Origin of the sequence: Kribbella sp. NPDC026596 (assembly GCF_040638415.1) — a bacterium.
Taxonomy (GTDB): Bacteria; Actinomycetota; Actinomycetes; order Propionibacteriales; family Kribbellaceae; genus Kribbella.
In genome coordinates this window covers 151,497-173,679 of the sequence record NZ_JBEZYF010000012.1, presented here as the reverse complement: position 1 = coordinate 173,679, position 22,183 = coordinate 151,497, and the positions used below count along the sequence as shown (strand labels likewise).

Genomic DNA, 22,183 nt, shown 5'->3' with positions numbered 1-22,183 from the left:
TCTTCACCTTTGGTGGGTTTTTCACCGGTTCCATTTACTCATCTGCCCCCAAAAACAACCGGGGGGCCGCCCCCCCCGCGCCCCCCCCCTCTTCATGTCTCGGGGGTCTCAACGAGGGTCTCAACGGCCCTCTCAGGCCCCGGCCGTTGCGGTGTTAGCGGCACAGGCAGAAAGGGTTACCGTGAGGATCGAGCATGACCCGGACGTGCTCCTGCGGCTGGTCCTCAGCGAGACTCGCGCCTGCCTGGACGGCCCACGCGACCGCCTCATCGAGGTCGTCTACGCCTATGTCGAGGTGCATCGTCGCGTTCTGACCACCGGGCTTGCTCGGCCAGACCGGCCGCTCGTGCTCCTGGTCAGACTCGATGTTGATGCCAGATCGGCGGTGACCCGGCTTCGAGCTCGGTGGAGCAGCGTCCTGTCTGTCTCGCCCTCGGGCGGGTGAAGCTGGACCCAACCGCCCTTCGGCCCTTCGTCGACGATCCGCCAGCCAAGCAGGCGCTCATAAAACCTGGCCAGCTCCCGGGCGTGCGGAGCCGGTGCTGCCGTGATTGTGACGGCCCCAATCCGCATTCGCGGTCGCGTCATGCGGAGACCGTACCCCCGTTCCCCGTGCACGTCCCCGGCGCGCGGGCGGCGAGTGCACCGCGCGACATGCGGTCTATGACGTCCGTCCCACTGTCTCCAGGGCCGCGCTCCGCTCCAGACTCCCCTCGAGCGCACACGTGTCTCAGCAGGGGTGGTGACACAGGGGCCGTGGCCGGTGCAGAGGGTCTCAACGTGGGTCTCATCCGCGACTGTTCGGGGCCGTTCGCCAACGATCGGCAACCCCTCACGAGTTCGAATCTCGATTGCTCCGCCATTCGCCCGGAGTCGCAAACCCGCACCCATGTGGGCCGGCCGCGACCGGTGTTAGCTCAGTTGTTCGGCTAGGCCGATGATTATTCCTTCGGGGCCGCGGATGTAGCAGAGGCGGTAGCTGTTCTCGTACTGGGCTATTTCGCCGACGAGTTCGGCGCCGTGGGTGCGGAGGCGGGCGACGGTGTCGGCGATGTCGTCGACGGTGAACATGACGCGATGCATGCCGACCGTGTTGTGTGGCGGGTTGTGCGGCCCGACGATCGCCGCCGGGGTGAGGTACTTCGCCAGCTCGAGCCGGCCGTGGCCGTCCGGAGTCCGCATCATTGCGATGGCGCAGTGGGCGCCGACCAGTCCGACGGTCTGTTCCGCGACGGGACCCTCGACCTCCGCTTTGCCCTCCAGTTCCATACCGAGTTCTCCGAAGAACGCAATGGCAGCCTCGAGGTCGTCGAAGACGATGCCGACGTTGTCCATCCGCTGGATCGTCACCGGGGTTCTCCTTCTTCGTCGCGCGGCCCCGTGGCCACTGATGTACCTGAGACGGAGCCGCCGGCACATTCTCGACACCCGGCCGGTAGGCGTCGCGGCAGCGAGTTGTCGATCTGGGGGCGTGGTGATCGTCAGCTAGGTGAGAGGCAGCCGAGATTGAGGAGTCATCATGTCTCATCCTGTGGTTCATACCGAGATTCGGTCCGAGGATCCGGACGTCACGCGGGCGTTCTTCGCGGAGCTGTTCGGGTGGAAGGTTGCGTCCGAGGGGGCGTTTCCGGGGTACACGTTCATTGATACGGGCGCCGAGGGCGGGCCGTATGTGGCGATCGGGCCGCGGCAAGGTGCGGAGGACGAGGTGCTGTTCTTCGTCAGCGTCGAGGATGTGGGCGCGACGTTGAAGAAGGCTGAGCAGCTTGGCGGGAAGATCGTTCAGCCGGCGCAGCAGGTGCCGGGCACTACGTTCGGCGTCTTCGCAGACAGCCATGGCCACAAGGTCGGGGTCGCAGCAAACGCTTAGGAGCACACGAAGGTATCGCCAAAGGGATTGGCGGGCAGTACCGTGCGGAAGCGGGGGTGGTTGCGGTGGCGGACAAGCGAGAGATCCCTGCTGAGGTGGAGATCCATACGACCCCGCGGGAGCCGGTCACCGATCCGACGCTCGGGATCGCGGTACCGGCGCGAGGTGCCAAGCCCGCCAAGCATCGGCTCGTGACGATCGGTGACTCGCTGACCCATGGGTTCATGAGTGCGGCGGTGTTCCGTACCGACCTGTCCTGGCCGACCATCACGGCGTACGAACTCGGTCTGAGCGTCGACGAATTCCAGTTCCCGGCCTACGAGTGGCCCACCGGACCCGGCGGACTTCCGTTGGATCTCGAACGGTTCGCGCGGGCCTTCGAGAAGCGCTACGGAGACCGGCTGGACTTCTGGGAGATCATCGGCGCCGGACTGTGGGTCCGCGAGTACATGGATCGCGTCGAGGACTTCTGGGAAACAGGGGCAGGCTCGGGTACGCCGAAATCCGGGCCTCCGTTCCACAACATGGCCGTCTATGGATGGGACGTCCTCGACCCGCAAATGACCACGGCCGCCACCATCGCCGAGCGCCTCAAGGCGCCGCCGAAGGATGACCTCGTCTCGCAACTCGTCGAGAACCACCAGGCGCGGGCGGCCTGGCCGGTCCTGCAAAGAGCGCGCAAGGGCAGCCGTGCGCATACCGTTCTCGAAGCAGCCGCAACCATGAGCAAGGCCAAGGAGGGTGTGGAGGCCCTGGTCGTCATCCTCGGGGCCAACAACGTCCTCGGCTCGGTCGTCAGCCTCAGTCCGGCCTGGTCTCCCGCCGAATACGCGACGTTGTCAGTCGAGGAGCGGATGGTCGCCAAGCGGGGATGCAACGTGTTCCGTCCCAGCGCGTTCGCCGCGGACTGGGAGCTGCTCGTCGAGAAGCTCCGCGCCATCGACGCCCAGCATGTGCTGATCGCCACCGTCCCGGCGGTCACGATCGCGCCCGTTGCCCGAGGCACCCACAAGAAGGTGACGCCGCAGTCGCGCTACTTCCCGTACTACACGCGCCCCTGGGTCACCGACGACGACTTCGACCCGAAGCGCGACCCGAACATCACCGAGGACGAGGCCCGCGCGATCGACTCGGCCATCGACGCCTACAACGAGACGATCATCAACTCGGTCGCGGCCGCACGGAACGACGGCCTGGATTGGTACCTGTTCGACATGGGGTCGATCTTGGACAGACTCGCCACCCGGCGCTACATCGAGAGCCCGTGGGCCCAGCCGACCTGGTGGACGCCGTACGAGCTGCCACCCCCGCTGAGCGCGCTCGACCCGGTTCCGAGCACGCGGTTCTTCCGCGCCGGGCGACAGGGCCGAACCGAAGGCGGCCTGTTCTCGCTCGACGGAGTCCACCCGACCACGATCGGGTACGGCATCGTCGCCCAGGAGGTCATCAAGATCATGGAGCTGGCCGGGGTCACGTTCCTCGGCCGGGACGGCCAACCGCGTAAGGCTCCCGTGGTCGTCGACTTCGACCGGCTGCTGCTCGTCGACACCCTCATCAGCCAGCCACCCGCAGCCATCAACAACACCCTCAGCCTGCTCGGATGGCTCGACGAGCGGCTCGACTGGGTCAACAAGTTCCTCCCGTTCGCGCCGAACCCGCTGTGAAGCCGATGAATGATGTCCTGACCGTGCTGGCCGATCAGGAGTACGAGTGGCGCAAACACGACGCGTTGCGGCTGGACGAGCGCTACCGGACCCGACACCTTCCGCTAATGACGGACCGGCCTCGAGGTCCGCTCGGCCCGGATCCCGGTCCGGGTGAATTCTGGCCACCCGCGCGCTCGTTGGTCCTCCCGCTGCCCGACCCGCGACCCGAACCGTTCCTGTCAGCGCTGGCTGATTCCGGCCTGGCTGGTTTGGTCTGGTGGCGCGGCCTCGAACTGAGAGCCGACCGGGTGCATGCCACGCTGGTGCACGGCAGTGACGAGCCGCGCGCCCTCGACGTACCCATCGATCTCGTCGTCCGCGGACCTTGGATCGGACAGTTCAACACCGGCCGCATCTACCTCCCGGTCGAACCGGCCGACGAAGCCGCCGCACTCGCAGTCGCCGCCGAGCGACCACTGCTGGCCGGCTATCTACAACTCACCGCGGACGTAACAGGCAACGCGTACGCCGAGCTCCGCGACCTGGTAGCAACCTTCCAGCCGGTACGAATGCACGTGCGAGTCCACCAATTCCACATCCTGGAAACGATGGACGACCTAGCCCTGAGATCCCGAGTCATGAACTAGTAGGCGGGTTGCCGCCGCTCCGGTCGTCAGCTCACGTGGTGTGCGCGTTCCCTGTAGGCCACTTCATCGAATGGGCATCCCATGGCCGAAGCATCTTCGACGAAATTTTCGGCGAGATCTTCCAAATCCCGGTTGGTTGTAGTAGCCGTATGCCAGCCGATCGGGCTCGTCCCAATCCGTGGAAAGCTCGCTAGAGTAGAGACAGATCGGGCCAGTAACTGGATCAATCGTGTGCCGTTGCCGCATCGTCGGCACTGGGGAGTCTAGATATTGTGACCGTTCAGCCGCCGCCGATGCCGCGTTCGAAAAGACGAAACAGTGTCTTGCGTCTTTACGACGGACCTCTCTACCGCGACTGGGCTTTTTGGCTGACCACCGGGAACGTATTGCTTGGCGTGATCTCCATCGCCACCAGCGACACTCCAAGTACCACGCCGGTTTGGTTCGACAGCATCCTCGGGGCAGTTATGTGCGGCGGTCTCTTCGGGGTTGTTCCGGCCTGGTTGCGATTGTGGATCCGCAGATGGCGTTGGCGCAGGAGTCAGCACCGAGCCCAGACGATTGCATCGGCTCACTCGGGATCATTTCAACAACCGTCGACGCACCCGTTCCCGATGCAGTGGGCCGGACCGGCGAACTGGCGAGAGCGCACGGCGATGCCGGCTTCTACTCCGCCGCCTTATCAACCGGCCAGACACGCCCCAGTGCCGCCTCCAGCGAACCGGAATCAGCCGCCGACAGAGCGGATCGTCGAACCTCGACCGCCAGTTTCCGTAACACCGCCACATCCGGCGTCAAATGAGCTCGCCATTGCCCGCAAATCATTGCAACACCCGATTGCTCGCTCCGTGCGGGTTTTGCAGCAGGCGCATACTGCACGAGATCAATACGACGCTGTCTTGGACACGGCCGAAGCGCTGGCGATCACGATCAGTCTGACCGCAGCGGCAGTGCTGAAGGATCAGGTCTCGAAGCCTGATGGTGTACTCAGCGACCCGGCCAATCGAGCCCTTGCCGCACTGAGGACGGCGTACACGGGGGCAGGTACGACGTTTGGCACCTGGACGACCTGGCTGGGTAACCTCCGACCACTGGTCGACGATTCCCCCACGTTGATCCCTGGACTCTCCTCGGCCCTGCATACGCATCCCGGCAACCCCAGTGTTATCGACGACCTGAACGCTCTCCGAGCGGAGCGCAATCACGCCGCGCATGGCGGCAGACCGCACACGATGCAGGAATACGCGGTCCGCGTCGCCCACATGATGCCCCGCATCGAGAACGCCCTGCGACGTTCGCGCTTCCTCGAAGACTCTCCTTGGCTGCTGACCGTGTCGTCTTCGTTTCAACCCAGACCACGCGTCTTCGATGTCCGGACGCAGCGTGTCATGGGCGATCATCCGCACTTCGAGACGCAGAACTTCCTCTGGCGAGAGCCAGTCGCCGACGACATGTTCTACGTCCTCGGATCGGGCGGGCCAGTCATGATGTCGCCGTTCGTCGCCAGCCGTTTCTGCACTCATTGCCATCAGGTCGAGGTCTGCTACGCGTATCGGACCAATCGGCACGACGGCCCAGCCACTTTCAAGAGCTTCGACTCCGGTCACGACATCGGGGTCGAAGAACTGGGCGACGACCTTCGTGCTCTACCCGAACGACAGCGGGACCGCTGACAACAACACTTCCGGAGTCTTTGCCGCAGCCCGCCAGGAGTACTGCGCCGCTCGACAGGAGTTCTTCGCCGCCGACCAGCGTCCCGAAGGCGGCTGATTGACATGCCGCGATTGTGCCCGCGCCCTGGGTCAGTCGCCGTTGTAGGCGGCTAGGACTCGCATGGAGCCGCTGGTGACGCGGATTTTGCGGTTGCGGAGGGGGCGGAGGCGTTCTATCGGCGGGACGATGCGGGAGACCGGGTGGAGGAGTTCCCGGATGCGGGTGCTGACGAAGGGCAGGGCGTAGTACTGGTAGGCGCTGTCGACGGCGCGGACCGTGTACCCGGTGCGGTTCAGCAGTTTGGTGATGGTCGCCGGGTCGTAGTAGCTGACGTGTTCGGGGATCTTGAACGAGACCCAGCGTGATCCGGAGACGCGCGACAGCAGGCTCCTGATGTTCGGGGTGACCATGACGACCAGACCGCCGGGCCGGAGCAGACGGCTCGCCTGGCGGAGGAACTCCGACGGCTCGGTCAGGTGCTCGATCAGGTGCGACCCGAAGATCACGTCGTACTTCTGATCCTGGATCTCGGGCACTTCCTGGAGCAGGCCGCAGAAGACCCGGCCGGGGTGACGCGTCGAGGCCCACTTGACGGCCGCGGGTGAAAGGTCGATGCCGTAGGCGTCGTAGCCGGCGTCGAGCGCGCACTGCAGGAAGTAGCCGTACCCACAGCCGACCTCGAGGATCCGGCCGCTGGGGACGAACTCACGGATCCGCCGTACGTCCTCGCGGAACGTCGCCAGATACTCCTGCTCCTGGTCCTCGTACTCCGAGTACCCGGTCGCGGCCTCACCGCCGAAGTACGAGTCCCCTTCGTACAGCGCGCGCAGGGTCTCCGGCGTCGGCGTCGGCACCAGTTGCACGAGGCCGCAGGACAGACACTCCTCGATCCCGTAACCGTCCTTCGTCCCACGCGACCGAAACGGCCCGGTCTCCGCACACAGAATGCACGTCGCCATCAAACAGCTCTCCCTGGTCCGCGAATGCCGAAATCTAATTGATGCGGCAGGCAACGGGCAATGGTAGAGCCGTCAGCGGTCGCCTGGCGAGACCAGGCCGGTTTCGTACGCGAGTACGACGGCCTGCGCGCGGTCGCGGAGGCTCAGCTTGGCGAAGATCCGGGCGACGTGGGTCTTGACCGTCGCCTCACTCAGCGTGAGCTCGGTGGCGAGCTCGGCGTTCGACAGCCCATGGCCCATCAGAGTCAGGACTTCGAGCTCCCGTGGCGTCAGAGCGGCCAGGTCGCGATGGACTGCGGGCTGGGCCGGGGCGGGTACGGCGAACCGTTCGACCAGACGGCGTGTGATCGAGGGAGCGAGCAGAGCGTCGCCCGTGGTGACCAGCCGGACCGCTGCGGCCAGGTGCTCAGGGGTGACGTCCTTCAGCAGGAACCCGCTGGCTCCGGCGGACAGTGCGGCGTACACGTAGCGATCCAGGTCGAACGTGGTGAGCATGAGGACCTTGCAGTCCGTCGGCTCGGCGAGGATGCGGCGGGTCGCCTCCAGGCCGTCCATGGTGGGCATCCGGATGTCCATGAGTACGACGTCAGGTCGCAGCCGACGCACCGCTTCGACTGCCTCCACCCCGTCGGCCGCCTCTCCGAGAACCTCGATGCCACGCGCGGTCAGGATCATCCGGAACCCGGTCCGCACGAGAGCCTGATCATCCGCGATCACGACCCGAGTCATGGTCGCTCCAGCGGGATCTTGGCGCGCACCCGGAACCCACCGCCCAATCGACGCCGCGCATCGAGGTCACCGCCGTACACGGCCACCCGCTGTCGCAGCCCCAGCAGTCCGCGCCCCTCGCCACCGGCTACCGGTGAACGTCCACCGGTCAGGATGCTCGGTCCGGTGTTGAGGATCTCCACCCGCAGCGCATGGTCGGCGTACCGCACTGTCACCTCGGCCTTCACCCCGTCGCCGTGCTTGAGCGCATTGGTCAGCGCCTCCTGAATGATCCGGTACGCCGTGACGTCGACGCCGGCCGGAAGTGGTCGGGGCTCCCCCGAGATCCGTACCTCCACCGGCAGCCCGGCGAACGCAATCCGGTCAATCAGCGGACTCAGTCGACGCAGACTCGGTTGCGGCGCCAACTGTTCATCATCCTCTTCACCACCGGCCTGCGGTGCGAGCAGACCGAGCAGATGCCGCAGCTCGGCCATCGTGTCGCGGCCGGCAGCCTCGACCGCGAGCAGTGCGGACTCGGCCTGATCCGGCTCGGTCTCGAGCACGTGTCGCGCCGCTCCGGCCTGGATCACCATGACGCTGACGTTGTGACTGACGATGTCGTGCAGATCGTGGGCTATCCGGGCCCGTTCGGCGTCGACTGCGTTCCGCGCGGCACTCTCCCGCTCACGCTCGAGCAACCACCCGCGTTCCTCCAGTGCGCGGGCGTGCGCGCGGCGCGCCCGTACGAGGGCCACCGCGAGCGCTATGGCGGCCAGGGAGGCCAGCGCGGCGACGAGCAGCCAGACTGTGATCACACCAACCACTGTCCCAAAGGCATTCGCGATTCCGCATCATCCGCCGGGGGCACGCCGTACATCTCCAGGATGACCGGGCGCGGACAGTACGCCGGCAGGCTGACGCCCGGCGCGCGTGACCGGCCCTAGCGTGAACGCATGACGGATGACGAAGGCAACGGACAGGCGGTCGTACGGCTCACCGCCGTACGCAAGGAGTACGGCGATTCCGTCGCACTGGACGGAGTGTCGCTGGAGATCCGGGCCGGCGAGGCAGTCGCGGTGATGGGGCCGTCCGGCAGCGGCAAGTCCACCCTGCTCAGCATGGTGGCCGGACTGGACCGGCCGACGGCCGGTTCGATCGTGGTGCACGGCGACGACCTGGGCGCGCTGGACGAGAAGGGTCTCGCGCTGTACCGGCGCCGGCGGATCGGCATGATCTTTCAGTTCTTCAACCTGCTCGACGACCTGTCGGCCATCGACAACGTCGCGCTGGCCGCACAGCTGACCGGTACGTCGGCCTCGAACGCCCGCAAGCGCGCCCTCGAACTCTTCGACGAACTCGGCATCGCCGGGCGACGGAACGTCTATCCGGCCCAACTCAGTGGTGGCGAGCGGCAACGTGTCGCCGTAGCCCGGGCGCTGATGAACCGCCCCGCGGTCCTGCTGGCCGACGAACCCACCGGCGCCCTGGACACCCGGGCCGGCGAGCAAGTGATGGATCTGCTGCTGGACCTCAACCAGATCGGCCAGACGCTGCTCCTGGTGACCCACGACCAGCAACTCGCGACCCGCTGCGCCAGCCGCGTGATCGACTTCGTCGACGGGCAGATCGCCGGAGAGCGCAGCCTGGAGCGTACGCCGTGAGCGCCGTGTGGCCGGTATCGCGGGCAGCGGTACGCCGACGCCGGATGCAGACCGTGGTGATCGGAGTGGTCGTTCTGCTCTCCACCACGATGATCGTCGTCGCACTGGGACTGCTGGCGGCCTCGAGCGGGCCCTTCGACCAGGCGTACTCGCGGCAGAGCGGTGCACACCTGGCGGCGTCGTACGACCGGGGCAAAGTCAGCGATGCCCAGCTCACGCAGGCAGCCCGGAGTGCCGCGGATGTGGCTGGACCGTTCGGCCAGGCGACGCTCGACCTGAGTACGTCGCGGATGATGGGGATCCCGATGTCCCTGGTGACTGTGGGACGTGCGGACCCCAATGGGCCGGTCGACCGCCTCAACGTGTGGAAGGGACGCTGGGCGGACAAGCCCGGCGAGATCGTGCTGAACCGGAACCCGACCGAGTCCAGTGGGCGTGGTACGCCGTCGCTGAACTCGACCATCACCCTGTCCGGCGGCCAGGAGCTGACCATCGTCGGGTTTGCCTACAGCGTGAGTCAGTCGGCCGATGCATGGGTGACGCCCGCACAGATGACTGCGTTGAAGCCGACGTCCACGCAGATGCTCTACCGGTTCACCCAGGCCGCGACTAACGCGCAGGTCTCGGCCGGACAGTCCGCAGTGACGGCCGGTCTGCCGTCCGGTGCACTGGTGGGCACGCAGTCCTATCTTGCGCTGCGAGCACTCGCCTCCGGTGAGCCGAACACGTTTGTGCCGTTCTTGATGGTGTTCGGCTGGCTCGGACTGGCGGTCGCCGTACTCATAGTGGCCAACGTGGTCAGTGGTGCGGTGGTGGCCGGCTTCAAGCACATCGGCGTACTCAAGGCGCTGGGGTTCACACCTACGCAGGTGATGACGGTCTACCTGGCGATGGTGTCCATCCCTGCGATCGTCGGGTGTGCCATCGGCATCGCGCTGGGCAATGTGCTCGCGACGTCCTTGCTGACCAGGGCTTTCGAGAACTATGGCGCAGAAGGAGTCGGCGTACCGATCTGGGTGGACGTGGCTGCGCTGCTCGGCGTACCTGCTCTGGTGGCGTTGTCTGCTCTGTTGCCTGCGTTGCGGGCGCGGAGCCTGTCGGCTGCCGAGGCAATCAGTGCGGGGAGCTCCCCACGGGCCGGGCGTGGGCTGCGGGTGCAGCGGTGGCTGAGTGGGACTCGGTTGCCGCGGTCGGTCAGCCTTGGGCTCGGGCTGCCGTTTGCGCGGCCCGCGCGTACGGCGTTGACGCTGGCAGCCGTCGTACTGGGTGTCACGAGCGTGACTCTGGCGGTCGGGCTCGGGAAGTCGCTGACGACGTACCAGACTGCCGCGAGCCGGGTCGATGCGGTTGATCTGACGATCTTCGCGGGGATGGCGGAAGGCGGGCCGGCGCCGAACGATCCTGACGCGCCACCGGTTGCCAAGCTGAGCGATGCGGACGATGAGGCGCTGCTGCGCTCCACTCCGGGTGCGGCGTCGGTGACGGCGAGCGCTGACCTCGACATGCGGTTGGCCGGGACGAAGACCGATCTGCGGGTGTCGTTCTATCGCGGGGACTTCACGGAGCTCGGGTATCGGATCCTCGACGGGAAGTGGTTCGACGGTCCGGGGCAGGTGGTGGTGTCGGAGCGGTTCCTGCGCCAGCGTGGGCTGGCTGTCGGCGACACGATCACCTTGCAGGCGCAGGGGAAGACTGTGCGAGCGCAGATCGTCGGGAAGGCGCTGTACAACTCGGGCGACGAGGTGTTGTCGAACTGGCAGACACTCGCTCTGGTGGCACCTGATCGGCGGGCCAACCTGTACGAGATCAACCTCAAGCCGGGCACGGATCTGGATGCCTATGTCAAGGCAGTGCTGGCCGGAGACTCAGGGCTGGTGGAGACGCCGGGTCAGGACGCGGGGACTTTCGTTGCGATCGTCCTGGCGACGGTCATCCTGCTCACACTGATGCTGGGGACCGTGGCTGCGCTGGGTGTCTTCAACACCGTCGTACTGAACACGCGAGAGCGTCGCCGTGACCTCGGAATGCTCAAGTCTATCGGTATGACGCCCGGCCAGGTCACCACCATGGTCGTCACGTCGATGGCCGCACTCGGTGCTCTGGGCGGTCTCCTTGGCATCCCCCTGGGGATACTGGCCCACCGCTTGGTGGTTCCTGCCATGGCCAACGGGGCTCAGGTGGCGATTCCGTCCTTCATGCTCCACGTCTACCCCCTGTATCTCCTGGCTCTGCTGGTGCTCGCCGGCATCCTCATCTCCGCCATCGGTGCGTACCTACCGGCCCGTTCCGCGGCGCACACCACCATCGCCGAGGTCCTCCACAACGAGTGAGAGTGTTGATAGGAAGGCAGGCATGATGACGGCGGAGCAGGTGCTCGAGTTGGTGGAGCTCCTGACTGCTCGCGGGCTTGACGTGTGGGTCGACGGCGGTTGGGGCGTGGACGCACTGGTGGGTCGGCAGACCCGCGAGCACGGCGACCTCGACCTGGGAGTGGCCCGGCCCCATCTGCAGACGGTAGTCAAGGTCTTGGATGAGGTCGGGTACGCCGTCACGGACGAGCGATTCGTGCGGGTGACCGTGCAACTCACTCACTTCGAAGGCCATCGAGTGGACCTGCACCCCAGTACGCCGGTCGCGGGCGGCGGCACCGAGCAGACCGACTTCGACGGCAACACCTACTACATCCCACCACCAGCACACGGACACATCGGCGGCGAGCCGGTCCGGTGCATGCCCCTCGAAACCCAACTCCGCACCCACCAGGGCTACAACCTCAGACCAAAAGACCACCACGACCTCGACCTGCTACGTGGTCTGGGCTGACTTGAGGCCTTGGATGACGAGGTACTCGGCGGGGAGTAGTACCTCGGTTGTGGTGTATCGCTCGAAGAGGGCGAGCAGGTCGTCGCGGAGGGCAGGCCATTGATCGCCCAACGACTCGCGGGTGCGGACCACGGGGCCGAACTGGGTTGCGTAGCACTCGACCGCGGCTGCCGGCGACGCATGGTGGATCACGCACTCCTCGCGACTGAACTCGAGCTCGATCCCAGTGCCCTCGAACAGCTCCCGCACCGGCTCCTCGGATCCCCAGGCCAGCGGCGGATCGACGTACTCCGGACTCGGCGGCACGTGCCCGCCGACCACCCGGAAGAACTCCCCGATAGACCCCTCCGGCGTCCACGCGCACACCCCCAGCCGGCCACTCGGCCGCAGCACCCGAGCGATCTCGTCGGCGACGATCTCGTGCCGCGGCGCGAACATGCACCCGAAGGTCGACAGCACCACGTCGAAGCTCGCGTCCGGGAAGGGAAGATCCTCGGCATCCCCCTCGACCCACTCGACCGCGACACCCGCCGCACGCTCCCGAGCCCTGGCGAGCATGGCCGGGGTGAGATCGAGCCCGGTCACCCGAGCACCGGTCCGGGCTGCGGGGATGGTCGCGTTCCCGGTCCCGCAGGCCACATCCAGTACGTCCTCACCAGGCTGTACGGCCATTGCCTGCACCAATCGAGGTCCAACCTCGTACAACCCCTCCTGGCGCATCATCGCGTCGTAATCCCCGGTAGCCCAGGTCGTCCGCACTGAGTCCTTGTACTGCTCCAGCTGCTCCATGTCCGCCAGCATCAGCCGGAGCACGTCTTGCCCGCATCGCCTGAACAGGCCATCCCGCTACAGCAGCCCGAGCTGCGTGGCTTGGGACACCGCCGCCGCCCGCGTCGAACAGCCCAACCGGGTGTAGATGTTGGCGACATGCCGATGCACAGTGTGCTCGCTGATCACCAGCTGGCCGGCGATCTCCCGGTCGCCGAGACCGCTCGCGATCAAGCGCAGTACGTCGAGCTGCCGCGCGCTCAGCACAGTGTTGTTGTGCAGATCGAGCGTGGTCAACAACGCCGCCGCGTTCCGGCTCGGCACTGGGATCTCTGCGAGCGCCGTACGGGCTTCCCGCCGAGCTGCGTCGGTACGGCCGAGCGCGAGCAGACTCCGGGCGAGTTCCAACCGGGTGTGCCCAGCCTCGTACGGCGCTAGGCCGTCGTACAACTCGACCGCATCCTCGAAGCAGACGCAGGCCTTCTCGTGCTCACCGCCCGCCGCGGCGTGGACGCCTTCCGCAAACCGCGCCGCCCCCCGGAGTGGTCGCGTCCCCAGCGCCGTAGCGATCGAACAGAACTCGGCGAGGTGGGCCGCAGCCGCCTCGTCGTCACGCAGGGCCGCATCCGCCCGTACCAGGAGTTCGAGCGGCCAGGCCCGGCTGACCGAGCCCGGCGGGATCCGCCGCAGCATTCGCACCAGGACATCCCGAGCGGCAGCCGGATCACCCCGATCGAGGCTCAGCTCAGCCAGACCGCGCTTCGCCAGCGAATGCCACGGCACCTCGTTGAAGAGCGCCTCCGCTTCATCGGACCGCCCCTGCCGACGGCGCAGCTCACCCAGGCGGACGACGGCTTCGGCACGCCAGTACGGGCGGTTCGCGGTGAGGTCCTGCTGCGCTTCGGTCAGCTCCAGCTCGGCCCCGCTCCAGTCGCCATGCCACCCGAGAATCGCCGCATAGTGCGCCCGGCACACTCCGGTGACGAACCGCGCCTCCATCCGCCGGCTGAACTCCTGCACCTGCCGGCACCACTGCGCACCGCGCTCGTAGTCACGGATCTCCTCGCACGCCGAGATCAACCGGCAACACGTCCAGGCCGCCGGCGCGAGATTCTCGTACTCCCCGCCGAGCGCGGCCGCCGTCGCCTCGTCGAGACACCGCATCCCCTGCTCGACGGCGCCCTCCTCCACCAGGGCAAGTCCTTCGGTGGCCAGGCTGAACATCTCCAGATCGACGGCCTGATGCCGGCGACCCAGCTCCTGAGCCTGTACGGCGAGCTCCCGCGCGCGACCGGTGTCGTGGCGACCGAGCGCGGCATGCGCGTCGAACACCCGGAGCCATCCGAGTTCCGGGCAGGGTTCCAGACCGTCGAGCAGCCGAGTGGCCCGGTTGAACCAGCCCTCGGCCACCGCATCGGCACCCTGAAACTCGTTGTGGTCGTCGCCGAGCCACAACGCCATCCTGGCCGCGGACCGCGCGTCGCCGGCCAGCCGGTACAGGCGGTACGACTGCTCGCGCGCGTCCAGGCAGGCCTGGACGTCCTCGAGCCACCAGGTCGCCCAGCTCAATCCCTCGAGGGCCTCGGGTGTCGTCGCGAGCCCGACCGCCCGCTCGAACTGGGAGCGGGCGGCCGACCAGGCTCCGAGTGACAGCGCAGCCCGGCCAGCCTCCAGGAACTCGTCGTACGACGGCGCTGATGCTTCCAAGGCCTCGACCCTCACCGATGTCAGTGGCGGGATCATGTTCCCGGTGTCCGGCCCGGCGCAAGGGCTCGCCGACGGTCAGAGGTGTGGCAGGAGTTCGGCCTCCTCGCGGTCGAGGTGGGCGGTCAGGAGCGCGATGAGGCGGTCGACCTTGGTCAGGAGGTCGGGCGCGGGCGTCGAGACCAACTGCTCGAGCTCCTTCAGCAGTACGGCGATCTGCTCGTGCTCGGCGTTCAGTGCGGCGATGAGCTCGGACAACTCCGGGTGCTGGGCGACGATTCCGGGGAACAGGCCAGTGGACTCGCCGGTGTGGTGATAGTGGAGGCCTTGGCACATGGTGAGGCAGTTGACGCGGAGCTGAGCGCCGAGGGTGCCAGAGGCCGCGACTTCCTTGCGGATCAAGGCGAGTTCGCGGCGGAAGCTCAGGTGGATGCGGACAAGCATGTCCGCGAGCGAGCCGCCTCCGCCAGGGAGACCGGGCTCCGGGACGAGCGCGACGACGGGGATGACCCGGGTGGTGCGCGTTTGGTAATCGCCCCACCCCGCATTCGCCTCGACAAGTCGCCCGAAGACATCGTCGCGTTCCGGACCGCGCAGTACGACGGCCTTGGCTGGATAGGTGAAAAGGCCGGTCTCGACGGTGGCCACTGGACGGGCGAGCAGGTTGTGGTACCAGTCCGGGTGTTTGGGACTGCCGCCGGCCGAGCCGACGACGAGCGTACGGTCGCCGTCCGGGTAGTAACCCAGGATGGTGGTGTGCGGCCGGCCCGAGCGGGCGCCGGTGGTTGTCAGTAGCAACAACCTGGCGTCCTCGAACGGGCCGCCGACCTGGCCGTCGTTCGCGCGGAATTCCTTGATGAGCTGTTCGGTGAAATCGTTCAGTGTTCGCTTCTCTCGTCAGTCGTGGCTGGAAAATCCCTGCAGACAAAGAGAAACGACGGAGGGCCGCGAACGGCCCTCCCGGCGCTCAGAACGCGCCCGGGCACCCAACTCGTGCATGGCCCAAGGCCGACCCGGCAGTCACGGAGAGCATCTTAACCATGCGCCGGGCCAAACGCTTGATGTGCAAAGGGGTCGGTCGGCGCAGACAATGTCTACGTGACCAGCACTCCACTGCGCGACCGCCTCGTCCAGGCCGGCGTCGACCTGCTCGGGGAGGAGGGTCTCGGCAACCTCACGCTGCGCGCCATCACCCGGCGCACCGGGGTTTCCCACGGCGCACCGCGGCGGTACTTCCCCACGCACAACGCTCTGCTGGCCGCCATCGCCGCCACTGGCCTCGCCGACCTCGCCGGCCGCCTCAAGTCCGCCGGGGACGGACAGGCCGAGGACCAGTTGATCGGGGCCGCACTGCGCTACCTGGAGTTCGCCGCCGAGCGACCGGGGATGTTCGAACTGCTGTTCCGCCACGACCTGCTGGCCGGCGCCGGCGGAAACCTCCGCGCGACCTCACTCCCCCTCTTCCAGACCTTCATCGACCTCGTCGCGCAGGTCCACCCCGCCGACGCCCACAATCGCGCCATTGCCCTCTGGACCAACATCCACGGCCTGGCCACCCTCCGCGCGACCAACGCCCTGGAACTCCTAGGCAGCACGGACCTCACTCCGATCGTCCACCACGTCGTACACATCCACCTCAGCTAGCCGCCTACCGAGGGTCGTGCGGCAGGCGCGTGAAGTAGCCACAATGAGGGTAATTCGGCAAGGTCTTGGAGAAATCATTTCGGGAACGCGCGAAAAAACCTCACGAATGCTGTAACGGCGGCCACACCAGGCCGATAAACGGGTGAGCGACCCGGCAGGGGGGCCTAGCGGGACGCTCCGGTGTTTCTTCGGGACCACCGCGTGTTGTGGGGGGCCTCGCAGGTGCTCACCCGGGGCGGGGTGAGCACCTGTTCGAGGTTTCAGGGCACGTCAGCCCTTGATGCCCACGTTCGCCATTCCTTCGACGAACCGCTTCTGGGCGAACACGAACAGCACGATCATCGGCAGTGTCGCGAGCGCCGTACCGGCCATCAGGTAGGGCCACTGGATCTCGGCCGGGTTCTGCGAGAAGATCGCCAGCCCCAGCTGCAGCGGCCGCATCGAGTCCGACGTGGTGATCATCAGCGGCCAGAGGAACCCGTTCCAGGCCGCCTCGATCTGGAACACCGCGATCGTGATCAGGGCCGGCTTGATCAGCGGCGTCGCGATGCGCCAGAAGATCCCGAACTCTCCGAGCCCGTCGACCCGGGCCGCCTGGGCCAGCTCGTTCGGCACCGTGACGTAGAACTGCCGGGCCAGGAAGGTGAACAGCGGCGCCGCGCCGAGCGGGATGATCAGGCCCCACCACGAGTTCAGCCAGCCGATGCCGCCCTGGCCGAGGATGTTGTTGCCGCCGAACAGCGGGATCGACTTCACGATCAGGAACAGCGGCACCAGGATGATCTGGAACGGTACGAGCAGCATCAGGATGAAGTAGTTCAGCAGTACCTTCGACCCGCGCAGCGGCAGTTTCGCCAGCGCGTAACCGGCCATCGTGCAGACCGCGAGGGTGAAGGCGGTCTCGCCGACCGCGATGAACAGGCTGTTGCGGAAGTACCGCAGGAACGGCGCGGTCCGCATCGCCTCGACGTAGTTGTGCCAACGCAACTCGCCGGGCAACCAGCCGAACTTGGCGATCTCCAGGTCGCTCTTGAACGCGGTCAGCACCATCCACACGAACGGCGTGATCATCAGGATCGCGCCGACGCTCAGGACGACGTACAGCAGGATCCGGCCCGGCCGGAGCGCCGACGGCTTGCTCGAAGCGATCCCCGGCAACGTTGCGCTAGTCATTGGCATCCGCCTTCTGGAGCAGGCGTCCGACCCCGATGAACAGCGCGATCACGATCATCATGATCACGGTCTCGGCGGACGCATAGCCGAGTTTCAGGTCCTGGAACGCGTTCTGGTAGATGTCCATCACCAGGACGCGCGTCTCGGACCCGGGACCGCCCTGGGTCATCACGTAGACCAGATCGAACACCTGGAAGGTGCCGACGATCGAGGTGATCAGGACGAAGAACTGCACCGGGCCGATCGCCGGCCAGGTGACGTTGGCGAACTTCTGCCAGCGGCTCGCACCGTCCAGCTCGGCCGACTCCAGCAGATCGCGGGAGACGCCCTGCAGCGCGGCCAGGTAGATGATCACCTTGGTCCCGAGTCCCTGCCAGATGCCGACCACCATCAGCGACGGCAGCGCGGTCGCCGGGTCGGCCAGCCAGCGGTTCGGCGCGAACCCGAACAGGCTGAGGAAGCCGTTCGCCAGACCGGAGCCCGGGTTGTAGATCCACAGCCAGATGGTGGCGACCGCGACCGTCGCGGTCACCGTGGGGATGTAGAACGCGGTCCGGAAGAACCCGAGGCCCTTGATCTTCTGGTTCAGCCCGATCGCGACCGCCAGCGAGATCGCCATCGAGATCGGGATCACCACGATCGCGTAGAGCACCGTGTGCCACAGCGACGCCTGGAAGTCGACGTCGCGGAACAGGTCGGAGTAGTTCCCGAAACCCACCCAGGACCAGGTGTCACCGAAGCTGTAGTCGGTCAGGCTGAGGACCAGGACGGAGATCACCGGGATCACGATGAAGATCCCGGAGTGCAGCAGCGCGGGGGCCAGCAGGGCCCACCCGGTCCGGACCTGGCTGCGGATCAGCGTCCGGCCGTCCTTGGACGGAGTGACCTTGCGGGGCGTGTCCAGTGCTGGACGTTCAAGAGTTGTGCTCATCGGGACTGTCCTGCCAGGTTGTGCAGCACCTTGGCGGGATCCTTCTGACCGAGGACCGCCTGGGTGAGCTGGATGTCGAAGTTGCCGCGCATCTCGAGCCAGTTGGTCGGCACTTCGTTCTCGTTGACCGCGTAGACCAGGCCGTCGGCGACGAACTGGCTCAGCGGGTTCGACTTCGCCTGCGGCGAGTTGCTGGCGTCCGGGTAGGCCGGGATCTTCTTGTTCAGCTTGGCGAGCGCGTCCAGGGTGGTCGGCTTGGTCAGGGTCTGGATGAAGGTCCAGGCCGCGTCCTTGTGCCGGCTGCGCGACCCGATCGAGGCCAGGTCGCCACCGGTGTACTCGATCTCCTTGCCGCTGTTGAAGCGGAAGAACTTCAGGTCGTCGCAGTTCTTCTGGCCGATGCCCTTGTCCGAGCAGTCGACACCGCCGTTCACGATGCCCATCGCGGCCTCACCGGTGAGCACGAGGGGTTGCTGGGCGGCGTTCGTCTGGCCGTACGGCTGGACGTTGTTGATCATCGACTTGATCCACAGCAGGGTGTCCAGGCCGGCCTTGTTGTCGAAGTTCGGCTCGCCGCCGACGTAGAGCGGCGTACCGGTCGAGGCCAGGAAGGTCACGAACGACTGCCGGAAGCCGGTCGCCGACGCGAGGTCGAAACCGCTGCGGGTGATGTTGCCGTCCTTGTCCCGCTTGGTCAGCTTCTCGGCGGCCACCTTGATATCGGCCAGCGACGTCGGCGGCTTGTCCGGGTCCAGGCCGGCTTCGCGGAACGCGCTCTTGCGCAGCGCGACCGCGCGGGTGTCGGCGATCAGCGGGTACGCGTACAGCTTGCCGTCGTACGTCGCCGCCGGGATCAGCGGGCCGAGGCTCTTCTCCTTGATCACGTCCGGGGTCACGCCGTACTTGCCGAGATCGTCGAAGATCCGCTTCGACGCGAACGGCTGGACCCAGCCGACGCCGGTGACCATCACGTCGTACGGGATACCCGCGGCGATCGAGGTGGACAGTTTCTCGTTCAGGTTCTTGTACGTCGCGAAGTCCGGCTCGACCTTCATCTTCGGATAGGTCTTGTGGAAGTCGTCGACGACCTTCTGAAACTCCTCCCGGCCCTTCGTACTGGGCGGGAAGGACGGGATGAGCACTCGCAGGGTCCCGGTGGCCTCGGCCGGCGGGACTCCGTCCGTGCTCTTGTCGATCACCCCGTTGCCACAACTGCTGACCACCACGCTGACCGCGGCGGCCAGCAAGGTCAGTCCCACACCACGTCTCACAGGGGAACTCCTTCGCTGCCGGACCTTGGGGGTTACCCAAGTGCAGCGAAAGTATGGGAAAGGGCTTTCCTCGTCAATACCTCACAGCTCGAATGATCACAATCGATCATCCTCGGAACCACCCAACCTCAGTTCCACCCGGCGGCGACCTCTCAGCGGTCGGCTCGGAGGCCGCTGAGAAGCATGCAGAGAGATCTATTCAGCGCGCGGATCTGATCCCGATCATCCAAGTCGGCCCCCTGCGCGAGGCCGCTGAGCTCGTCGACCGGGTCCCGCGCTCAGCGTTCGTGGGTTGGGGCTTGGCGCTCGGGGCCTGCCGGCGTCGTCGTACGCCGGGAGCCCTGCTGATCAGCCGACAACCGAGACGCCGAACTCAGCGGCGTCGAGCCACTCAACCCAGCCCGAGCCGCAGCCGCCACATCCGGCGGTAATGCCGCCTGACCTGACCCCTCCGGTCCACTACTCCGAACAGGCTCTTGAGGCCCACCAACCGGCGCCTGCCCCGGACCCGACTGCGCCTGACTTCCTCGGAGTCCAGACCGGTCTCCCGGCCGATCGCCTCGGTGAATCTGCGCGCCGACGGCGTGAACTGACGGTACGACGGGTTGGCGGCTGCCGACTTGATCCCGGGCGCGACCTCCTCCAGCCCGAGGTCGTCGATGTAGGTATTCAGGTTGTCGTAGCTGTGGACCTCGGTGATGCCTTCTTCCAGCGCGCGGACGCTGGGGTCCTTGAAGGCCTCCATCGCGTCTTTGTGGTCGGTCCCCTCGCCCGCGAGGAGGTGCGTGTTCTCGTGGAACACCGTCTTGACCGCCTCGCGGTACGACTGCAGCGTCTCGGCGTCCTGGTTGTACACGCGAGCATTGGCGAACATCTCCTTGAGCGGAGCCGTCACCTTCTCGTCGCTGTACTCGATGGTGTTGTCCCAGCTGACCGCTCCACGCACCTTGCGTTCGGGCGCGGTGACGCCGTACCGGCGGTTCCAGGACGAATGGTGCGCACCAGAGACACGGACGGCGGCCCGATCCTGCTCCGCCATCAGCCCCTGGTAGCTGGTGACCTTCACCTGCGGTCGGGCTCCAAAGCCAGGATCAGCATGTAGAGGGACTCGTTGAGGTCGAGGATTGAGGCTTGTTCGGTGGGTGGGGCGGCTTCGGCGATGCCGCCGATGGCGGCCATGCCTGCTTCGGCTCGGGCGATGCGCTCGGCGGGGGTGCCGTGGTTGGCGCCGGCCTCGGAGTGGATGCGGATCGCTTCCATCATTGCCGGGGAGATCGGCGGGCCGTCCGAGCCCTCGGCGAGGACGTCCTCGAGGCTGGCTATGTCGTTCTCGGCGGAGCGGCGGGCGGGCGGGTCGTCGATGGTTGCCGCGAGTTCCTTCAGGCGGGTGACAGCGCCGGGCAGCCAGGGTGGGAGCTTCTCCGCGTCGAGGATGTCGAAGACCGGGTCGTACTCGGCTCTGAACTGGCCGTAGTCCATGTCCTGCCCTTCGTCGCGCTGGTGACGGCCTCTGAATTTACCTGGTCAGGTGGTTGGTGAGGGCTGGTTGGAGGGCTCCGCAGGAGGTGCGGATGTTGAGGTCGGGGAGGAGGCTGAGGTGCTGGACCGGGGCCGCGCCGGACTGGAGTTTGCGGAGGAGAAGTTCGCAGGCGGTCTCGCCGAGGGCGAACTTGGGCGGGCAGACGGCGGTCAGCGGTACGACGGCCAGCGCGGCCGTGACGTCGTTGTAGGCGATGACGGCGAGGTCCTCGGGGACGCGGAGGCCGCGTTCCATCGCGCGTTCGACGAGGCGGGCGCCGTGTTCGTCGGAGTGGACCAGGACCGCGCGGCTGCCGAACGACTCGCACTCGGCCAGGAAGGCGTCGAGCTGCGCGAGGGCGGCCGGGTCGTCACCGGCGGCGGGCAGGTCCACGGGAGACAGGAAGAGGTCGATGTCCAGGGCGGACGCGGCCGTCTCGATTCCGCGCCGCAGCCAGTGCGCCGTCACGGTCGCCTGCAGGTTGATCGCGATCCGCCGGTGACCGAGCGCCGCGAAGTGCCGCAGCGCCAGCATCGCGCCGTACGCGTGGTCGGTGCGGACATGGTCGTATTCGCGCGCCACCTGGGGGAACCCGAAGGCCCGCTCCATCAGCACCACGGGTACGTCGATGTCGTCCAGCCGCGAGTCGAGCTGGTCCGCGTCGCCATCGCCGAGCGCGGTGCTGATCAGCAACCCGGCCACCCCGACCCCGAGCACTTTGTCGATCCGCTCCCGCTCCATCGCCACGTCGTACCCGGACACACCGAGCACGAGGCGAGCGCCGTACCGGCCGGCCATCGCCTCGGCGCCGCGGATCACATCGGAGTAGTAGGACGCGGCACTCGGTACAACGATCCCGATCGTGAGCTGACTGCCCTGCGTCCCGGAGCCGGCCGTGCTGGTCCCGATCGCGCCGCCGTGCACCCGGCGGAGCAAGCCGGCCGAGTCCAGCTCGGCCAGGTCCCGGCGTACTGTGATCGCGGAGACGCCGAGCTCGGCGACCAGTTCGGCCACCCGGAGCCGGCCGTGCCGCCGCAGGCTCCGCAGGATCTGCTCGTGGCGCTCCGGTGCAAGCATGCGGTCCCCCCTGCGCTGGCCGATGAGGTGGCGTGTGATTGTTCGTGATCATACGATCAACGCAGC

22 protein-coding genes are annotated in these 22,183 nt (G+C 66.8%); 8 read left to right on the top strand and 14 right to left on the bottom strand.

Going from position 1 to position 22,183, the window contains the following annotated elements; all coding sequences use genetic code 11:
* Nucleotides 1-154 precede the first annotated feature (154 nt).
* Entirely contained in the window at nucleotides 155-457 is a 303-nt protein-coding gene (locus AB0E63_RS13105; protein WP_360364908.1) for a VOC family protein, read from the bottom strand.
* Between the two features lie 455 nt (nucleotides 458-912).
* Complete coding sequence (locus tag AB0E63_RS13100; protein ID WP_360364906.1) at nucleotides 913-1,350, bottom strand: VOC family protein; 438 nt, start codon at nucleotides 1,348-1,350, stop codon at nucleotides 913-915.
* Between the two features lie 169 nt (nucleotides 1,351-1,519).
* Here AB0E63_RS13100 and AB0E63_RS13095 point away from each other — a divergent pair, with 169 nt between their 5' ends.
* From AB0E63_RS13095 to AB0E63_RS13080, 4 genes are all read left to right on the top strand, one after another.
* Complete coding sequence (locus tag AB0E63_RS13095; RefSeq protein WP_360364904.1) at nucleotides 1,520-1,870, top strand: VOC family protein; 351 nt, start codon at nucleotides 1,520-1,522, stop codon at nucleotides 1,868-1,870.
* Nucleotides 1,871-1,935: 65 nt separating this feature from the next.
* Nucleotides 1,936-3,534, top strand: coding sequence for a hypothetical protein (locus tag AB0E63_RS13090; protein ID WP_360364902.1), 1,599 nt, complete (start codon nucleotides 1,936-1,938; stop codon nucleotides 3,532-3,534).
* Nucleotides 3,535-3,539: 5 nt separating this feature from the next.
* Complete coding sequence (locus tag AB0E63_RS13085; RefSeq protein ID WP_360364900.1) at nucleotides 3,540-4,163, top strand: hypothetical protein; 624 nt, start codon at nucleotides 3,540-3,542, stop codon at nucleotides 4,161-4,163.
* A 272-nt stretch (nucleotides 4,164-4,435) separates the two neighbouring features.
* Nucleotides 4,436-5,836: a hypothetical protein gene (locus AB0E63_RS13080; RefSeq protein ID WP_360364898.1), complete on the top strand. Its 1,401-nt coding sequence runs from the start codon at nucleotides 4,436-4,438 to the stop codon at nucleotides 5,834-5,836.
* 129 nt (nucleotides 5,837-5,965) lie between these two features.
* Here the strand turns inward: AB0E63_RS13080 and AB0E63_RS13075 are convergent, their stop codons facing one another.
* From AB0E63_RS13075 to AB0E63_RS13065, 3 genes are all read right to left on the bottom strand, one after another.
* Nucleotides 5,966-6,835: a class I SAM-dependent methyltransferase gene (locus AB0E63_RS13075; RefSeq protein ID WP_360364896.1), complete on the bottom strand. Its 870-nt coding sequence runs from the start codon at nucleotides 6,833-6,835 to the stop codon at nucleotides 5,966-5,968.
* Between the two features lie 72 nt (nucleotides 6,836-6,907).
* Complete coding sequence (locus tag AB0E63_RS13070; RefSeq protein ID WP_360364894.1) at nucleotides 6,908-7,564, bottom strand: response regulator transcription factor; 657 nt, start codon at nucleotides 7,562-7,564, stop codon at nucleotides 6,908-6,910.
* A complete protein-coding gene (locus tag AB0E63_RS13065) occupies nucleotides 7,561-8,361 on the bottom strand; it encodes a histidine kinase (protein WP_360364892.1) in 801 nt (266 codons plus the stop codon). Before AB0E63_RS13065 ends, AB0E63_RS13070 begins: the two co-directional genes overlap by 4 nt.
* A gap of 138 nt (nucleotides 8,362-8,499) precedes the next feature.
* On the opposite strand from AB0E63_RS13065, the gene AB0E63_RS13060 reads away from it, so the two are divergent.
* From AB0E63_RS13060 to AB0E63_RS13050, 3 genes are read left to right on the top strand one after another with little or no spacing between them, the layout of a single operon-like run.
* On the top strand, nucleotides 8,500-9,207 hold the full coding sequence (locus AB0E63_RS13060; protein WP_360364890.1) for an ABC transporter ATP-binding protein: 708 nt from the start codon (nucleotides 8,500-8,502) through the stop codon (nucleotides 9,205-9,207).
* Nucleotides 9,204-11,537, top strand: coding sequence for an FtsX-like permease family protein (locus AB0E63_RS13055; protein WP_360364888.1), 2,334 nt, complete (start codon nucleotides 9,204-9,206; stop codon nucleotides 11,535-11,537). The genes AB0E63_RS13060 and AB0E63_RS13055 overlap by 4 nt, the downstream gene beginning before the upstream one ends.
* Nucleotides 11,538-11,559: 22 nt before the next feature.
* Complete coding sequence (locus AB0E63_RS13050) at nucleotides 11,560-12,030, top strand: lincomycin resistance protein LmrB (RefSeq protein ID WP_360364886.1); 471 nt, start codon at nucleotides 11,560-11,562, stop codon at nucleotides 12,028-12,030.
* On the opposite strand, the gene AB0E63_RS13045 is transcribed toward AB0E63_RS13050, so the two are convergent.
* The 3 genes from AB0E63_RS13045 to AB0E63_RS13035 form a co-directional block, all read right to left on the bottom strand.
* Nucleotides 12,013-12,819, bottom strand: a complete 807-nt coding sequence (locus AB0E63_RS13045) for a class I SAM-dependent methyltransferase (RefSeq protein ID WP_360364884.1) — start codon at nucleotides 12,817-12,819, stop codon at nucleotides 12,013-12,015. The genes AB0E63_RS13050 and AB0E63_RS13045 overlap by 18 nt on opposite strands.
* 57 nt (nucleotides 12,820-12,876) lie before the next feature.
* Nucleotides 12,877-14,505, bottom strand: coding sequence for a LuxR C-terminal-related transcriptional regulator (locus AB0E63_RS13040; protein WP_360364882.1), 1,629 nt, complete (start codon nucleotides 14,503-14,505; stop codon nucleotides 12,877-12,879).
* Between the two features lie 75 nt (nucleotides 14,506-14,580).
* Nucleotides 14,581-15,360: a nitroreductase/quinone reductase family protein gene (locus tag AB0E63_RS13035; RefSeq protein ID WP_360364914.1), complete on the bottom strand. Its 780-nt coding sequence runs from the start codon at nucleotides 15,358-15,360 to the stop codon at nucleotides 14,581-14,583.
* 240 nt (nucleotides 15,361-15,600) lie between these two features.
* On the opposite strand from AB0E63_RS13035, the gene AB0E63_RS13030 reads away from it, so the two are divergent.
* Nucleotides 15,601-16,146 carry a TetR/AcrR family transcriptional regulator gene (locus AB0E63_RS13030; protein WP_360364880.1) on the top strand — a complete coding sequence of 182 codons (546 nt, stop codon included), beginning with the start codon at nucleotides 15,601-15,603 and terminating at the stop codon, nucleotides 16,144-16,146.
* A 270-nt stretch (nucleotides 16,147-16,416) separates the two neighbouring features.
* On the opposite strand, the gene AB0E63_RS13025 is transcribed toward AB0E63_RS13030, so the two are convergent.
* From AB0E63_RS13025 to AB0E63_RS13000, 6 genes are all read right to left on the bottom strand, one after another.
* Nucleotides 16,417-17,319 (bottom strand): carbohydrate ABC transporter permease, encoded by a 903-nt coding sequence (locus tag AB0E63_RS13025; RefSeq protein WP_360364878.1) that lies wholly within the window; start codon nucleotides 17,317-17,319, stop codon nucleotides 16,417-16,419.
* A complete protein-coding gene (locus AB0E63_RS13020; RefSeq protein WP_360364876.1) occupies nucleotides 17,312-18,250 on the bottom strand; it encodes a sugar ABC transporter permease in 939 nt (312 codons plus the stop codon). The genes AB0E63_RS13025 and AB0E63_RS13020 overlap by 8 nt, the downstream gene beginning before the upstream one ends.
* Nucleotides 18,247-19,521 (bottom strand): extracellular solute-binding protein, encoded by a 1,275-nt coding sequence (locus tag AB0E63_RS13015; RefSeq protein ID WP_360364874.1) that lies wholly within the window; start codon nucleotides 19,519-19,521, stop codon nucleotides 18,247-18,249. The genes AB0E63_RS13020 and AB0E63_RS13015 overlap by 4 nt, the downstream gene beginning before the upstream one ends.
* A 391-nt stretch (nucleotides 19,522-19,912) precedes the next feature.
* A complete protein-coding gene (locus tag AB0E63_RS13010) occupies nucleotides 19,913-20,587 on the bottom strand; it encodes a hypothetical protein (RefSeq protein ID WP_360364872.1) in 675 nt (224 codons plus the stop codon).
* Nucleotides 20,584-21,000, bottom strand: a complete 417-nt coding sequence (locus AB0E63_RS13005) for a hypothetical protein (protein ID WP_360364870.1) — start codon at nucleotides 20,998-21,000, stop codon at nucleotides 20,584-20,586. The genes AB0E63_RS13010 and AB0E63_RS13005 overlap by 4 nt, the downstream gene beginning before the upstream one ends.
* A gap of 37 nt (nucleotides 21,001-21,037) precedes the next feature.
* A complete protein-coding gene (locus tag AB0E63_RS13000) occupies nucleotides 21,038-22,117 on the bottom strand; it encodes a substrate-binding domain-containing protein (RefSeq protein WP_360364868.1) in 1,080 nt (359 codons plus the stop codon).
* Nucleotides 22,118-22,183 lie beyond the last annotated feature (66 nt).

What these genes read in the sequence shown, in the direction of transcription:
- AB0E63_RS13095 (WP_360364904.1), top strand. Translation starts at nt 1,520, where the DNA reads ATGTCTCATCCTGTGGTTCATACCGAGATTCGGTCCGAGGATCCGGAC.
- AB0E63_RS13085 (WP_360364900.1), top strand. Translation starts at nt 3,540, where the DNA reads ATGAATGATGTCCTGACCGTGCTGGCCGATCAGGAGTACGAGTGGCGC.
- AB0E63_RS13075 (WP_360364896.1), bottom strand. Translation starts at nt 6,835, where the DNA reads ATGGCGACGTGCATTCTGTGTGCGGAGACCGGGCCGTTTCGGTCGCGT.
- AB0E63_RS13070 (WP_360364894.1), bottom strand. Translation starts at nt 7,564, where the DNA reads ATGACTCGGGTCGTGATCGCGGATGATCAGGCTCTCGTGCGGACCGGG.
- AB0E63_RS13060 (WP_360364890.1), top strand. Translation starts at nt 8,500, where the DNA reads ATGACGGATGACGAAGGCAACGGACAGGCGGTCGTACGGCTCACCGCC.
- AB0E63_RS13050 (WP_360364886.1), top strand. Translation starts at nt 11,560, where the DNA reads ATGATGACGGCGGAGCAGGTGCTCGAGTTGGTGGAGCTCCTGACTGCT.
- AB0E63_RS13045 (WP_360364884.1), bottom strand. Translation starts at nt 12,819, where the DNA reads ATGGAGCAGCTGGAGCAGTACAAGGACTCAGTGCGGACGACCTGGGCT.
- AB0E63_RS13025 (WP_360364878.1), bottom strand. Translation starts at nt 17,319, where the DNA reads ATGACTAGCGCAACGTTGCCGGGGATCGCTTCGAGCAAGCCGTCGGCG.
- AB0E63_RS13020 (WP_360364876.1), bottom strand. Translation starts at nt 18,250, where the DNA reads ATGAGCACAACTCTTGAACGTCCAGCACTGGACACGCCCCGCAAGGTC.
- AB0E63_RS13005 (WP_360364870.1), bottom strand. Translation starts at nt 21,000, where the DNA reads ATGGACTACGGCCAGTTCAGAGCCGAGTACGACCCGGTCTTCGACATC.
- AB0E63_RS13000 (WP_360364868.1), bottom strand. Translation starts at nt 22,117, where the DNA reads ATGCTTGCACCGGAGCGCCACGAGCAGATCCTGCGGAGCCTGCGGCGG.